Raw genomic sequence first — 15,125 nt, forward strand, 5'->3', positions numbered from 1 at the left:
GTGAAGATTGAAATCTATTTTGAATCTGTGAAGACTTTCTTTTTAAAGTTCCTGTCAAATTAATTGGTTTAATTATAATTTAAATCTTTTACAACTTCACCGTTTTCCATTTGCCGGTTCTAAAAACTAAAATGCTACTGGTAGCCAATACTATTTCCGAAATTAGGATTGCAATAAATATTCCTTTTGGTCCCCATTCGTAATAAGTCCCCAGTAAATACGATAATGGAAGCTGAATCATATAAAACATTAGGATATAAAGTACCGTCACCGTGTTTACACTTCCGGCTGCATTTAGCGCACGAGAGATTACCATGGTGTAACCGAAGAAAAAGTAAGCAATAGCCATATACTGCAGATAGGTACTTGCATAAGAAAGGATTTGCTCATCATGGGTAAAAAATCCTGCCAGAGTTTTGGCATAAAACATTAAAAAAATGGCAATAAGTCCCAGAAAACACATATTAAAAGTTCCTGTTTTCCATACCGAAGCTTCTGCCCTTTCTGGCTGTCTTGCGCCAAGGTTTTGCCCGGTCAATACACCAGCCGCATTAGCAATTCCGTAAGCAGGTAAAACACTAAACATAATAATCCTATTGGCAATAATATAGCCAGCCAGTACATTTTCACCAAGTTTTGCAACAATAACAATCATTAAAAATCTACTTGAAGAAGGTACCAGATTCTGAATCATTCCGGCAGTTGCAAGTTTTAAGATTCGTTTCATTAGGACAGGAACCATCAACATTTGTCGTTTTCCAATAATAATTGTTTCATTATTTTTAAACAGATACCATAACTGGTAGCTGACACTAAAGGCATTTGCAATCACCATAGCTATTGCGGCTCCCAATAAGCCCAGCTTCGGAAATGGACCCAATCCGAAGATTAGTACTGCACACAGCAAACCATTTAAAACATTCGAAAATGCAAGGGTTCGCATCGCCATCGAAGCATCTCCGGAGCCTCTGAACACTCCGTTAATCAAAATACGCATGATCATAAAAATGAGTCCTGCAAACATAGTTTTAGAAAAAGCATTGCCATAGCTGACCAAATGATCAGATCCACCTGCAAAACGCATAATCTCCTGGTTAAAAATTACGGCTAAAACACTGCATATCACAGAAAGGAAAATTCCTAAATAAATGACCTGCATTGCGGTCTGTCCAGCTCTACGAGGTTTTTGTTCTCCTACTCTTCTTGAAATCATTGCGGTTGCGGCAATACTCAAACCCATTGCTACTGACTGAATAAGAATCACTACGGAGTTAGTAATCCCTACGACTGTAATGGCATTTTCGCCCAGACTACTTACAAAAAGAAGATCGACTAAAACAAAAAGTGACTCCATACTAAGCTCTAACATAGTAGGTACGGATAATAAAAAGGTCGCCCTGTTTACATTCCCTGAGGTAAAATTCTTTTCTGTTCCTTGCAATGCAATCCTGAATAAAGAAAATATTGAACGTATTTTTACTAGCACAGTTATTTGTTTTAAAAGAGAAATATTAAGATTTTTTTTGAGAATGGTAGCGGTACTGAAAATACCCGAATCAATCCGCACTGGTGGGGTTATTATCTGCCTTTATTTTTTTGTAAGTGAAGTGCTATGCCTTATCCTTATTGCTATAGCTGCAGATTTTCTTTTTAAAATTTAGCTTAACTTTTGTTTCGCATGGTTTTCAAGGTAATTTCAAACCCTTTATTAAATATGCCAGGAAACTTTTTTATCTATAGCTGTTCTTCTTTTGGTTACAGAAAGTGCCGACTCCTCAGGATAACCTATAAAAAACAATCCTAAAGATTGTTCATTAGCCTCAAGACCAAAGGTTTTCACGTATTCTATTGCAGCAGCACTTGAATCCCAATAGGAACCCAATTGATACGAAGTTGCACTAATAGCCATATTTTGCACAGCGCAGGAAACTGCAGCCAATTCTTCCCATTCAGGAATATTCACTTTGGTGCTTTTAGAAAGAATCACTCCTATAAGACAGGCCGCTTTAAGTGGGTATTTTTTAAGATAATTATACTTTGCCGCTTTTTTATCGACATCGGCTATATCCTCATACAGATACTTGTAATAGTCTGCCATATAATTTCCATATTTTTCAAGTTGACTTCCTGCAAGCACAATAAATCTCCAAGGTTCTGTCATTTTATGAGTAGGCGCCCATGTTGCATTAGTTAGAATTTCCTGCAATACAGTATCCGAAAGACTTCCCCCTATATAAGAATCAGCATAAATACTTTTTCTAAATCTAATTAGCTGAGTTGCAACTTCAGATGAAGAACCTATGATACTTGTTTCCATAAACTTTAATAAAGATTTAGTGATAATTTAGATAAAATTAAGTACGAAAAATATGCAAAATAAATTTTGTTATTTAAAATTATTATAAATAGCTTTGCTGAAGTAAATTATTATTTATAATTAGAATAAATAAAAACAAGACAAATATATATAGTAATTCTCATAAAAACAATATAAATCTTGTTATCACATCCAAAAAAAACTATGTAATCTACTACAGAACCAGACAGCCTAACAAAACACAACCTTCTAATATTAACTAATTACCCCCATAATTATGAAAAGTAGAACCATTAGTTTCCTACCCTTAACGGAAAAGATCATTATCAAAATCTTAACAGATTAAAGCAATTAAGTATAGCGCTTAAAAAAACTTACCTAATCAAAAAGCACACTTTGAAAAACTAATCATATCCATTAAACCATACCCAATGAAAGAAAAATCCCGAATCGTAAGACATGAGAACGGTCAATTAAACCCTCAACTAGTCACATCACATCTTCAACCTGAAATATGGGAAAAAGTAAATAGAATACAGCTAAGAAAAATGCTATGTGAGTATTCACATGAATTATTACTTAGTCCTCAATTACAGAATACTAACGGAGTATGGGGATTTTACTACCTTAATACACAAGATGGAATAACAGAATATCAATTTCGTGCACAAATACTTGCATTAGATCATTGGCATATTGACACAGACTCTATTGCTAAAACAGTAAACGGAAATCCTGAACCTCTTGATGCTATCGCTTTTCTTCTTGAATTTACAGAAGAATTAGGCTTTACTGATCTAAATCTGCCTACTTACCTTGAAGAAGTAATCAGCTGTCTCTATGGTAGTGCTTATATGCATACTAATAGCGAGTTTTCAGCTAAAGATCTAACAGAAGCAAGTTACGCCGATGTAGAACATGCTATGACAGCCGGGCATCCTTGTTTTGTTGCCAACAGTGCCAGAATTGGCTTTGATGCAGTAGATTATCAGAATTACAGCCCTGAAGCAGCAACACCGCTTTCGCTGGTTTGGGTAGCAGGCCATAAAAATCACACCGAATTTACGAGTATTCCTCCTCTTAGTTACCAACAAGTAATGAAGCAGGAATTAGATCCAGACTTAAAAGAAACATTTGATTCAATTCTTATAGAAAAAGGGCTTCAGCCAGAAGATTATATCTTTTTCCCTATTCATCCGTGGCAATGGCACAATAAACTGATTTATTTATTTGCGCCAGATATTGCTGCATCAAAATTGGTTTGTTTAGGTGATAGTAAAGATTTGTATATGCCTCAACAATCAGTACGTACATTTTTTAACGTAAGCAATGTTAAAAGATTTTATGTCAAATCAGCTCTCTCTATTCTTAATATGGGCTTTATGAGAGGACTTTCGCCTTATTTTATGCGAACAAACCCACCAATTAGCGAATGGGTTGCGAACCTTGTAGAGAATGATCCTTATCTTCAGAAAAAGGGTTTTACTACTTTAAAAGAAATCGCTGCAGTTGGTTACACCAATGCGTACATCGAAGAGGCTATAAAAGTAGATTCTCCTTATAAAAAAATGTTGTCTACGTTATGGAGAGAAAGTCCGATGGACAAAATAGCAAATGGTGAACGTCTTATGACTATGGCTGCACTGCTTCACATAGATACTAATGGAAACTCATTGCTGGCGGAATTAATTAAATCTTCCCCTTTAGATGCAAAAGAATGGCTTCAAAGCTATTTGCAATCTTACCTTAGCCCGCTTTTACATTGCTTTTATTACCATGATATGCGTTTTATGCCACACGGCGAAAATCTGATTCTGGTATTCCGTGACAATGTTCCAGTTAGGGCAATTATGAAAGACATTGGTGAAGAAGTAGCTATTGTAAATCAGGAAAAAGAATTACCAGAAACAATCAAACGTATCATTATCAATGTTCCTGAAGATCTTAAAATCCTATCAATTTTTACTCAGATATTTGATTCTTTCTTCAGATACCTAAATCATGTATTGGTAGAACATGTAAATCTGCCTGAAGAAGATTTTTGGAGTCTTGTAGCAGAATGCGTAACAGAATACCAATCAGAATATCCTGAACTGGAGGATAAATTCAGAAAGTATGATTTATTTGATTCTGAAATTATTAAAACATGTTCAAATAGATTACAAATGCAAAACAGTACAAAAATGCTTGACGCTACCAATCCCTTCAAGAATCAACAATTTGCTGGTACTCTGAAAAATCCACTTTCCATTTATCAGACAAAATTAATCTAGTCCTTCTTTAAAACCATAATACGCTAAAACCATGAATATAGATACGCAAATCTCACCAATACAAGCGTCCAGCCATTTAGAAAAAACAGTTTGGGACAAAGTAACTCGTTTGCACCTTAGAAAAATACTTGCCGAATTTTCTCATGAACGACTAGTTATTCCAAAACTAATCGGAAATAAAGACGACTGGGAAATCTATCAGCTGACAAGTACAGACGGAAAAAACGTCTATCAGTTTAATGCTAGAATTTTAGCTTTAAACCATTGGTATATTGATACTCCATCCATTGAAAAATTTACCGAAGGGGAAACTGCTACATTAGACGCGCTAAGTTTTATCATTGAATTTAAGGCAGAACTTGGAATTCCTGAAGAATCGTTACCTGTTTACCTGGAAGAGGTGTGCAGTACACTGGCAGGAAGTGCTTACCTAAATTATTATGGCAAACCAAATTCAAAAGAACTATTAGACGCCAGTTATCAGCAAACTGAATCTACCATGACAGGTCACCCCCGATTCATCGCTAATAATGGAAGAATCGGTTTTACTTCCAGCGATCACAGAGAATATGCTCCAGAAGCGGCTGCACCATTTTCTTTGGTCTGGCTTGCCGGTCATCGCTCGACTGCTGTGTTTACTGCCGTATTGCCTTTAGATTATGATAAAGTAATGTTACAAGAACTTGGTGAAGAAACGTTGAATAATTTTAACGATAAACTTCTTGAAAAAGGGTTAAATCCTAATGATTATTTTTATATGCCGGTGCATCCATGGCAATGGTTTAATAAATTAGCCAATATATTTTCAGCAGATATCGCGACTAACAGACTGGTTTGTATGGGATATAATGCTGATAAATACCAGCCACAACAATCTATACGAACATTCTATAATATTACCAATCCCGAAAAATTCTATGTTAAAACGGCTTTATCTGTGCTTAACATGGGTTATGTACGTGGGCTATCTCCTAAATTTATGTTGTCTAACCCACCAATCAATGAGTGGATTTACAACTTGGTAAAAGATGATAACTACTTACAATCTAAAGGGTTTATCATTCTGAGAGAAATCGCCAGTTTAAGTTTTGCTCATCAATACTATGAAACAGCGGTTCCGGGTGATACTCCTTACAAAAAAATGTTCGCCTGTTTATGGAGAGAAAGCCCAGCCGATAAAGTCTCAGAAAATCAGCGTTTAATTACAATGGCAGCATTACTTCATATTGATAATGAAGGTAAGGCTTATCTTCCGGAATTAATACAGGCATCTGGTTTAACGACTTCTAATTGGTTAAGACAATACTTTAGCTGCTATTTAAGTCCTTTACTTCATTGCTTTTACAAATGGGATATGGTTTTTATGCCTCATGGCGAAAATTTAATCTTGATTCTGGAAGATCATAAGGTTGTTAATGCCATTATGAAAGATATTGGTGAAGAGGTTTCGTTACTTAACTGTAGTTTAGATATTCCTGAAGAAGCTTTGAGACTTGCTGTTAACGTTCCTGACGATCGCAAAACGCTGCCTTTATTTACACAGGTATTCGATTCTATATTCCGATTTATAGCGGCAATACTTGTAGAACATGCTGATTTTCCAGAAGACGAGTTTTGGAAGCTTGTAGCAGAGTGCATCTTAGATTACCAATCTGCACATCCTGAATTCAGTGAATCTTTCCAGAAATTTGATCTGTTTGTTAATGAATTTAGCCCTGATGCTCTAAACAAATTACAATTAAATAATAACAGACAATTGAGAAATCGTGCCAATCCATTTCAAAACCTGCCTTATATCGGCATTGTAAAAAACCCAGTAACACCATTTTACATTAATTAATTTAATAAATAATATTTTCGTGAATTATTTTACATCATTAAACAAGTACATACCCGCGTTGCTTATTACTGCTGCGTTCTTATTATTGTCTTTACAAACTCAGGCACAACAAACCCAATTAGGGGTCATCAAGGGTCAGGTTATGACAGAAGACGGAAAGAAGGTACTGTACGGCACTGTTAACCTAAATGGAAAATACAGTGTAAAAATAGACAAGGATGGTTGGTATATGTTTGATAAACTTACATCAAAAATGAACACCCTTACGGTCAATATCATGGGGTTAGCCCCACAGACAAAAACGGTTACCGTAGAAACTGGGGAGGAAATTTTATTGGATTTTAACCTTACCGCAAATGCCGAAATTCTTAATGAGGTTTTTATTGTAGGTAATAAATATAAAATTACTTCAAAAAAGAAAAGTGAGTATGTGTCGAGGCTTCCCATTTCAAACCTTGAAAACTCACAAGTTTATAGTGTAGTAGACAAAGAACTTATCAAAGAGCAAATGGCTTTAACAGTCGAAGAATCTTTTAGAAATGTTCCGGGAGCTGCACCTGCAAAAACGGGGGCTGGAATGCCCTCTTTTTTCTCGAGAGGTTTTCAAACCAGTGAAAATTTCCGTAATGGAATGGCGACTTATCTGCGCACAGGTGTAGATCTTGCTGCTGTAGAACGTGTAGAGACTTATAAAGGTCCAAGTTCTACCCTTTTCGGAGCACAGATGACCTCATTTGGAGGAATTGTTAATTACATTACCAAAAAGCCATACGATCATTTTGGAGGCGAAATAGGCTATACCATGGGAAGTTGGGACTTGAGCCGTATGACATTAGACATCAATACCCCAGTTAAGGATGCCGAAGGTTTGCTCATTCGATTAAACGTAGCTCGTCAGACCGAGAATACCTTTCAGGATCAAGGAAACTCTGCTACTTTACTTATTGCGCCAAGCATTACTTATCAGGTATCTGACCGCTTGAAGTTTACGCTGAATGCTGATTTTCAAAGTGCACAAGGAATTACTCCAGCCGGATGGATTACTTCTCCTACATTGGGGCTAACTAGCTTTAAAGATCTTAATCTGGACTATCGCATATCACTTAATGACAACTCTCTCGTAAGCAAACAGGCTTCTACCAACGTATTGCTTGATGCAGAATACAAAATTTCTGACCAATGGACCTCTCAGTCCAGATATGCTTACAGCGGTGGTTCTTACGATGATCTTTATATTTTTGATTTCATCTGGCAAAGTAGCTCATCTGTAGATCGCGTATTAAGAACATTTACAGATGAAAAAACAGTGCGAAAAAATTTCCAGCAAAATTTTACAGGAGATTTTAAAATCGGGAACCTCAGAAACAGACTTGTTGTCGGTTTTGATTATTTATCTAGTTACAGATCAACCCGATATGACGGACTGGGGTATGGCGGTAAAGTATTTGAACCGGCAAACCTCGATAATCTTGGTGCAACACCAGTGATTAGAATAGAGGACGTTGAATCGATTTTAGCAAAAAGAAACACGGGACAAAACCAGACAAAAGAATCTACTTATAGTGTTTATGCTTCTGATGTTCTAAATATAACAGATCAGCTTTTAGTTATGGCCAGTTTACGTGTAGATCGTTATATTGGTGATGGAACAACAAATACAAAATCCCGCACAACTGTAGGTGACTACAATCAAACCGCACTCTCTCCAAAATTTGGTCTAGTATATCAAATTGTTGAAGACAAAGTAGCGGTTTTTGGTAATTATATGAATGGATTTAAAAACATTGGTAGCAAACTTCAGCCAAATGGAGAAGTTTCAGTTTTTAAACCCCAAGAGGCTGCACAACTGGAAGGTGGTGTTAAACTTGATTTATCAGACAAACTCAATGCAACTGTAAGCTATTACCAGATTGATGTAACAAACAGTTTAAGAAATGATGTAACAACTCAGGGAACCTATGTTATCCAAGACGGAACGCAAAAAAGTAAAGGACTTGAAATAGAAATTATCGGAAGACCTTTTTCAGGTTTCAACTATGTAGCTAGTTATGGATATAATGATAACGAGTTTACCAAGGCAGCCGAAAATGTATTAGGCAAAAGAGCTGCAGGTACTCCAAAAAATGTGGTTAATCTTTGGGCTAGTTACACTATTGTTAATGGTAAAGCTCAGGGATTGGGACTCGGAATTGGGAATTCTTATGTTTCTGATGCTTTTATAGACAACACAAATACCTTTACACTTAACTCCTATAATCTTCTTGATGCAACTGTGTTTTACAACCGTCCGAAATATCGAATTGGTATTAAAGCTAATAACATTCTGGACGAACAATATTGGGTAAGTGACGGTTATTATGCACGTCCACAAAAACCAAGCAATTTTATGATCAACTTTACTTATAAATTTTAGTTAGATGGAGCATATCGATCAGCGCGCTTTTAAATCCCAAAGAATATTATTGGGAGTAGTGATGACTTTTGCTATTCTGGATCATACCCGACTCTTTTTCATTACTGGAACACTAATCCGTCAGATTTAGATCATACCACTTTCTCTTTGTTCTTTGCCCGGTTTATATCCCATTATTTTGCGCCAACAGTTTTCTTTATAGCTGGTATTGAATTATTTCACTGGATGGGTAAGAGAACCAAAAAACAAAATGTATGGCAGTTATTTAAACTTGGCAGTGCACTGATCCTTATTGAAATTTTCGTAAACAATTTTCTGTATACGTTTGATCCCTATTATCGTACGATTGGTGTCTTTATCATTGGTTCATTGGGTTTATGCCTATACTGTATGGCAGGGTTACAATACTTCAACAGAAGGTTAATTTTATCGATCGCTTTGACTATTATAATAGCGCATCATTTACTGGATTCTTTGCAAATGAAAGGAGATTCTATAAATGCTATTTTCTGGTATTTGTTGCATCAACAAAAATTTATACCTCATGGTCAGAGCTTGTATATTGTAAATTATACGCTACTCCCCTGGTTAGGTGTTCTTTTACTGGGTTATTTTTTTGGATTCTTTTGCAGGTCAGAAAGTTCACTAGTAATTAGAAAAAAAGTACTGTTGTGCAGTGGTTTTACTCTTATTGGATTATTTTTCTTATTGCGTGCCCTAAATGGATACGGAGAATCTTTCCCATGGAAAGCAGGAAATTCAGACCTAATCAGTCTACTGTCGTTTTTTAATCTCACGAAATATCCAGCTTCATTCGATTTTCTGGCGATTACATTAGGTCCGATTTTCTTGTTCTTAGCTTATGCAGAAAACTGGAAAGGCAGAGTTGCTAATTTCTTTTTTACATTAGGACAGATTCCTTTGTTTACCTATCTCTTCAGTACCCTTATCATTCATTTAGCAGCTATGATTTGGTTATGCTTTAATGGAAAACCATTACAAACGATGGTAATAACGACGGCTTCTTATGGCAAAGATAGTCCATTACTTAATTATGGCTACTCTCTGGCTACAGTCTATATTTTGTGGATTGTATTCGTTTTGATCTGTTATTTCATGATAAAAAAATAAAACCAATGAATCAGGATTTACTATAAAAATTGTAAACAGTACATTCCAGTAAATAAAAAATGCAGAGAACATAGTTAATATGGTCTCTGCATTTTTTTATTCAGGTTAAATTTACGAAGTCATAAAAACCAAAGTGCAATTTTTACCTCCTTGTTTTATTAAGTTTCTAAAATAATGCACAAAAAGTATATTCATGAGATTGTACAATGAACAAATACCTATAAGAAGCTTCATTCTTAACCGCAAAAAATAAGCGAATCCACTTCTGAATCCGCTTATCGTTGTATTTAACAAAAAAAAGCATTGACTTTCGCCCTAATCACTTTGGATTAAAACTACAATACTTATTATTTGATAACTCCAAAATATTACATCTAAACTGATTGCAAAGCCTTATAATAATCCTCGCGTGTACAAAACTCAAGATGTGCTTTTTTGTGAGGCAAATCAATTTCAGTCTGGAACACAAATCCGGCTTTTCTGTTCAATGCATGAATTTTATGATTGCGTGCATCAGGTTCAACAACAACACGTTGGTTTTTAGCATCACAAAAAATAAAATCCAGTATTACGGTAAAAATCGTCCAGGTAAACTTATTTACGGGTATTTCTAAGGGCGCTACTAAAATATGCATCCCCTTATCCCCTTTTTCTACTTTATAGTACTCTCCAATACAATCTGTTTCGGTATTGTAACATTCTAATAAAAAGGAAATTTCACCATTAAAAACACCCATGTAAACATCCGTTTTCTCCAGAATTTCTCGGTACGAATCGTACACTTCCTGCAAAGAAAACCCATTCATTCCCCAATAAACCGCATATTCACGATTCACCCAGTCATGAAGCAAAGGCATATCAGTTTCTAAGTCTATTGGACGCAATTCAAAAACGCCCATACCAGGAATTGTTTTGACAAAAACAATATCAGAAACAGCTTTATTTTCTATATCAATTATTTTATTATTCATTATCTCTTATCAAGTTAAGCTTATTATTATTTTTAATGGATGTGACATAATCTGATCTTACACTTTCCATAAAAATGGTGAAACAACAACCAAGATTATCTCAGTCGATTACAGTCTTATTATCAAATAGCTGCAGACCGTAGAACCAGAGCATTATTTACAGAATCTCTTCAAAAACATTAGACTCTACAACTTCAGCTACAGCAACACCAAATTCCTGAAAAGCAATTTTTGTTTCAATTGTATAATACTCAACACCCGTAATTTCTTTGATAATATAAGAATTTCGGTAACAAACCATCCCTAAGTCGGGCGTAACGAATCCATGCGTGTGTAATTCCGCATTCTGAACAAAAATTTCTCCTCCATTTTTGTCAATACTATAATTTCGATTGGCAGCAAAACGTCCTTTATCATCCCATTGAATTCTATCAGTAATTCCTTCCAGGAAAACGGGCAATTTATAACCGTAACCTGTTGCTAAAACTAATGCGTCGGTAACATGACGGTATTTTTTATCTTGTTCGGTCTGATGCAATTCCAATCCAAAAGATTGTTTACTTTTGTCAAAATCGGCTTTTATACAAGCGGCATTTGTTCTTAAATTCACATCAATTTCTCCAATCACTTTTTTAGCATAAATAGTGTCGAAAATAGTTTCAATCAGGTCTTTATTAATTCCTTTGTAAAGCAATTTCTGCTCTTTTAACAAATAATCTCTCTTCTCAGCGGGAAGATTGTAAAAGTAATCCACATATTCAGGAGAGGTCATTTCTAAAGTAAGTTTACTGTAATCCATTGGAAAGAAACGGGACGAGCGTGTAATCCAGTTCAACTGATATCCGTACACATCAATTTCCTGCAATAAATCATTAAAAACTTCGGCAGCACTTTGCCCACTTCCTAAAACGGTAATCGATTTTTCTTTTTGTAATGCTGCTTTATTCTGCACGTAAGCAGACGAGTGAATTGCTTTTCCTTTAAGAGTTTGACAGGATTTAGGAATATGTGGTGCAGTTCCCGTACCTAAAATTATCCTTTTTGTCTTGTAATAAGTAATCTTGTTTGTTTTAGTGCAAACTGTACTCACAATGTAAACAGACTCATTATCATCATATTCAATCATCGAAACTTCTGTACTAAAAAATACATTTGGGAGTTTCTTGATTGCCCATTGACAGTATTGGTTATATTCGTTTCTTAACAATAAAAAGTTTTCACGAATGTAGAACGAGTACATTTTGCCCTGTTCTTTTATATAATTCAGAAAACTAAAAGGGCTAGTTGGATCTGCAAGTGTTACTAAATCAGCCAAAAAAGGAATCTGAAGAGTGGTATCCTGCAATAGCATTCCGGGATGCCAGTTAAAAGATTCATTTTTATCAAAGAACAAACCATCCAGATTTTCAATTGGCGCTGTGAGACAGGCCAAGCTCAAATTAAAAGGTCCAACACCAACAGCTATAAAGTCGTATATTTTATTTTCCATGAGGGGTATTAATTTATCAATGTATATTCCTGACCGTGAAGAACAATTAAATTTATAATTTCTTCAATATCAGCCTGAGTTGTAAGAGGGTTAAGAAGTGTGAATTTCAGAAATACTTCATTATAGACTTTTGTACTGGTTATAATGGCTTTTCCTTCATTAAAAATGGCTTTGCGGATGTAACTGTTTAAGCTACAAAAAGATCCTTCATCCGTTTTCCAGGGTTTATAGCGGAACACAATTGTGCTTATTTCAGGATTATGAATTACTTCAAAATCATCTCTCCTTCTTAAGAAATCTGCAGTAAATAGCGCATTATCAATCGCTTTGTCCATGTAGGTGCTTAGTCCCTTTGTTCCGATTATTCTTAGAGTAAACCATAATTTTAAGGCATCAAATCTGCGGGTAGTCTGTATTGATTTCTTCACCATGTTTGGAATTCCCTCATCTTCCTGTTCTTTTGAGTTCAGGTAATCCGCGTGATATTTTATATAATCTACATACGATTTGTCCCTCATAAAAAAAACACTTGAACTTACTGGCTGATAAAAGGTTTTGTGATAATCTATAGTAACAGAATCTGAAAGCTCAATTCCATCTAATTTATGATTATGCTTCTCACTGATCAATAATCCGCCGCCATAGGCCGCATCAACGTGAAACCATAATTTATTCTCTTTTGCTATTGCTGCAATTTGGGTTAATGGATCAATTGAACCAAAATCTGTAGTGCCGCCTGTACCTACAATTGCTATTGGGATATTTCCTAAATCTTTCTGTTGCTGAATTACTTTTTTCAGAGCCTGAACATTCATTTTAAAATCAGTATCGACTGCCACAGGAACAACTGCATTTTGACCTAATCCTAATAAACTTAAATTCTTCTTTAAGCTAAAATGACTTACTTCAGAACATAAAACTCTAAATTTTGATGCATCTGCAGGAAGCCCGTCCATTTTAGGGTCCATATTATAATTCTTTTTCACAAAATGATCTCTCGCTAAAAGTAATCCCATCAAATTTGACTGTGTTCCTCCGCTTGTGAAAATCCCATCTGCTCTTTCCGGATAACCCAATTTTTCAATCGTCCAGTCTATCAGCTTCAATTCGATAAAAGTGGCTCCGGTACTTTGATCCCAGGTATCCATAGACGAGTTTAAAGAAGAGATAAACGCTTCTGCAACAAGTGTAGGTGTTAAAATTGGACAGTTTAAATGAGCGATGTACTTTGGGTTATGAAAATGAATACAGTCATTTAGGTAAATGCCTTTAAGCTCGTCTAAAACATATTCTAAACTGTTTCCCTGATCTTTTTCTTCAAGGACTATTGCATCAATTTTTTCTTTAATCGAAGAAATACTTGCACCTGTAAAAGGAGTATCTCTGCTTTCTAAATGATTTGCAATTAGTTTAATTGTTTTTTTCATGCTCTTCTTATAAAGAGAAATGGCTTTTTTATTATTAGAAAAAATGTGCTTGTCATGTTTTTTCTCTAAAACCTTTTTTAATTCAATTGTGGTTATCTGTTCGCGTGCTTCCATTGGTTTGTTTTATTTAGATTGATTCTAAAGAATAGTTTTTAACAAAAGTATATCCCATGAAAACGAAAGTCAATACTATACGAATAGTAAATAAAATTATACAAAAGAGGTACTAGCAATACTACATATGTAGTATAAAATTGGTAAAAAAAAGGATTATTTACTTAGTTTTGAATTATATTAATTTTCTGTCAATTGCATATAAAATAAGCTCTGGAGTGGTATGTCTGCCCGTTTTTTTCATAATATTTTTTCTATGAGTTCTAAATGTATGAATACTTATAAAAAGGTTGGAAGCAATGCTTTTTCCATCATTACCTTTAGCAATCTGCTTTAGGATTTCAGACTCTCTAAAAGTTAGTTTCTCTTTTAAATCAGATGCTGGTGAAATAAGCACATCAACAAGAATATTTAATATTTGCGGACATAAGTAACGTTCACCGTTTTCGATTTTATACAAAGCATCAAAAATAGTTTGCTCCTGACAGTCCTTTGAAATAAATCCATTAATATTTTCTTTGAGAAAACTACTAATCGTTTGTTTATTCTTAAAGTAAGATAAAATGATAATTTTACAATTTGGAGAGTTCAGCCGTAGCTGCTTGAAATCATCATCATAAAATAAAAAAATATTATTCGGATCAATAATTAAATACTCCACTGTATTTTTCTCCAGATGAATAATTAGTTCATCTTTTGAGCCTACCACGGTTAAACTTGATTTCTTCACAAACTTTTTTAGCGTCTGTTTCAATCCGATTATATGCAAGTTTTCAGAATCTGCAATCAGGAAATTTCTCATTATTCATCTTGTTTAGATTTGGTCTAAACAAAAATAACAAATAAATATCACATTATTGTATTAATTTTTAACACTTATGCGAATACAAAGAAAGAAACTAAGTACAAAAAAAGAAACCTTGATGGCAAGTTTAAGGAATTGTACGCGGATAAAATAGATTCGCTAAAGCGAAAATACAGATAACACGGATTTCCCTCTATGTTACTATTAAAATCTGTTTTTATCAGCGTCTTTTCTTTTGCAAATCCGTGTCATTCGCATCCTTTTATAGCCAATTGTCTAACAGACTCACTACTCTCAGTTTCTTTGAATCTTTGTCCTTAAGAATCTTAAAAAAAACTTTCAGAA

General features: G+C 34.8%; 10 protein-coding genes. 4 read left to right on the top strand and 6 right to left on the bottom strand.

What is annotated here, in order from left to right:
* Positions 1-88 precede the first annotated feature (88 nt).
* Together EAG11_RS07045 and EAG11_RS07050 are read right to left on the bottom strand one after the other, a co-directional pair.
* A complete protein-coding gene (locus EAG11_RS07045; RefSeq protein ID WP_242499280.1) occupies positions 89-1,486 on the bottom strand; it encodes an MATE family efflux transporter in 1,398 nt (465 codons plus the stop codon).
* A gap of 222 nt (positions 1,487-1,708) precedes the next feature.
* Entirely contained in the window at positions 1,709-2,317 is a 609-nt protein-coding gene (locus tag EAG11_RS07050) for a nitroreductase (RefSeq protein WP_129538557.1), read from the bottom strand.
* A 431-nt stretch (positions 2,318-2,748) separates the two neighbouring features.
* On the opposite strand from EAG11_RS07050, the gene EAG11_RS07055 reads away from it, so the two are divergent.
* From EAG11_RS07055 to EAG11_RS07070, 4 genes are all read left to right on the top strand, one after another.
* Entirely contained in the window at positions 2,749-4,590 is a 1,842-nt protein-coding gene (locus EAG11_RS07055; protein WP_129538558.1) for an IucA/IucC family siderophore biosynthesis protein, read from the top strand.
* 31 nt (positions 4,591-4,621) lie between these two features.
* Positions 4,622-6,430 carry an IucA/IucC family siderophore biosynthesis protein gene (locus EAG11_RS07060; protein WP_129538559.1) on the top strand — a complete coding sequence of 603 codons (1,809 nt, stop codon included), beginning with the start codon at positions 4,622-4,624 and terminating at the stop codon, positions 6,428-6,430.
* Between the two features lie 19 nt (positions 6,431-6,449).
* The gene (locus EAG11_RS07065; protein WP_129538560.1) at positions 6,450-8,843 is read left to right on the top strand and encodes a TonB-dependent siderophore receptor; all 2,394 of its coding nucleotides are present in this window, start codon (positions 6,450-6,452) and stop codon (positions 8,841-8,843) included.
* Between the two features lie 390 nt (positions 8,844-9,233).
* Entirely contained in the window at positions 9,234-9,974 is a 741-nt protein-coding gene (locus tag EAG11_RS07070; protein WP_129538561.1) for a heparan-alpha-glucosaminide N-acetyltransferase domain-containing protein, read from the top strand.
* Positions 9,975-10,348: 374 nt separating this feature from the next.
* Here EAG11_RS07070 and EAG11_RS07075 read toward each other — a convergent pair whose 3' ends face one another.
* The 4 genes from EAG11_RS07075 to EAG11_RS07090 form a co-directional block, all read right to left on the bottom strand.
* The gene (locus EAG11_RS07075) at positions 10,349-10,945 is read right to left on the bottom strand and encodes a GNAT family N-acetyltransferase (RefSeq protein ID WP_129538562.1); all 597 of its coding nucleotides are present in this window, start codon (positions 10,943-10,945) and stop codon (positions 10,349-10,351) included.
* Positions 10,946-11,102: 157 nt separating this feature from the next.
* Positions 11,103-12,434, bottom strand: a complete 1,332-nt coding sequence (locus EAG11_RS07080) for a lysine N(6)-hydroxylase/L-ornithine N(5)-oxygenase family protein (RefSeq protein WP_207209622.1) — start codon at positions 12,432-12,434, stop codon at positions 11,103-11,105.
* An 8-nt stretch (positions 12,435-12,442) separates the two neighbouring features.
* Positions 12,443-13,975 (bottom strand): aspartate aminotransferase family protein, encoded by a 1,533-nt coding sequence (locus EAG11_RS07085; RefSeq protein WP_129538564.1) that lies wholly within the window; start codon positions 13,973-13,975, stop codon positions 12,443-12,445.
* 175 nt (positions 13,976-14,150) lie between these two features.
* A complete protein-coding gene (locus EAG11_RS07090) occupies positions 14,151-14,777 on the bottom strand; it encodes a response regulator transcription factor (protein WP_129538565.1) in 627 nt (208 codons plus the stop codon).
* Positions 14,778-15,125: the final 348 nt, after the last annotated feature.

This window comes from Flavobacterium sp. 140616W15 (assembly GCF_003668995.1).
In the GTDB taxonomy this organism is placed as follows: domain Bacteria; phylum Bacteroidota; class Bacteroidia; order Flavobacteriales; family Flavobacteriaceae; genus Flavobacterium.

What these genes read in the sequence shown, in the direction of transcription:
- EAG11_RS07050 (WP_129538557.1), bottom strand. Translation starts at nt 2,317, where the DNA reads ATGGAAACAAGTATCATAGGTTCTTCATCTGAAGTTGCAACTCAGCTA.
- EAG11_RS07080 (WP_207209622.1), bottom strand. Translation starts at nt 12,434, where the DNA reads ATGGAAAATAAAATATACGACTTTATAGCTGTTGGTGTTGGACCTTTT.
- EAG11_RS07055 (WP_129538558.1), top strand. Translation starts at nt 2,749, where the DNA reads ATGAAAGAAAAATCCCGAATCGTAAGACATGAGAACGGTCAATTAAAC.
- EAG11_RS07090 (WP_129538565.1), bottom strand. Translation starts at nt 14,777, where the DNA reads ATGAGAAATTTCCTGATTGCAGATTCTGAAAACTTGCATATAATCGGA.
- EAG11_RS07070 (WP_129538561.1), top strand. Translation starts at nt 9,234, where the DNA reads ATGGCAGGGTTACAATACTTCAACAGAAGGTTAATTTTATCGATCGCT.
- EAG11_RS07060 (WP_129538559.1), top strand. Translation starts at nt 4,622, where the DNA reads ATGAATATAGATACGCAAATCTCACCAATACAAGCGTCCAGCCATTTA.
- EAG11_RS07085 (WP_129538564.1), bottom strand. Translation starts at nt 13,975, where the DNA reads ATGGAAGCACGCGAACAGATAACCACAATTGAATTAAAAAAGGTTTTA.
- EAG11_RS07075 (WP_129538562.1), bottom strand. Translation starts at nt 10,945, where the DNA reads ATGAATAATAAAATAATTGATATAGAAAATAAAGCTGTTTCTGATATT.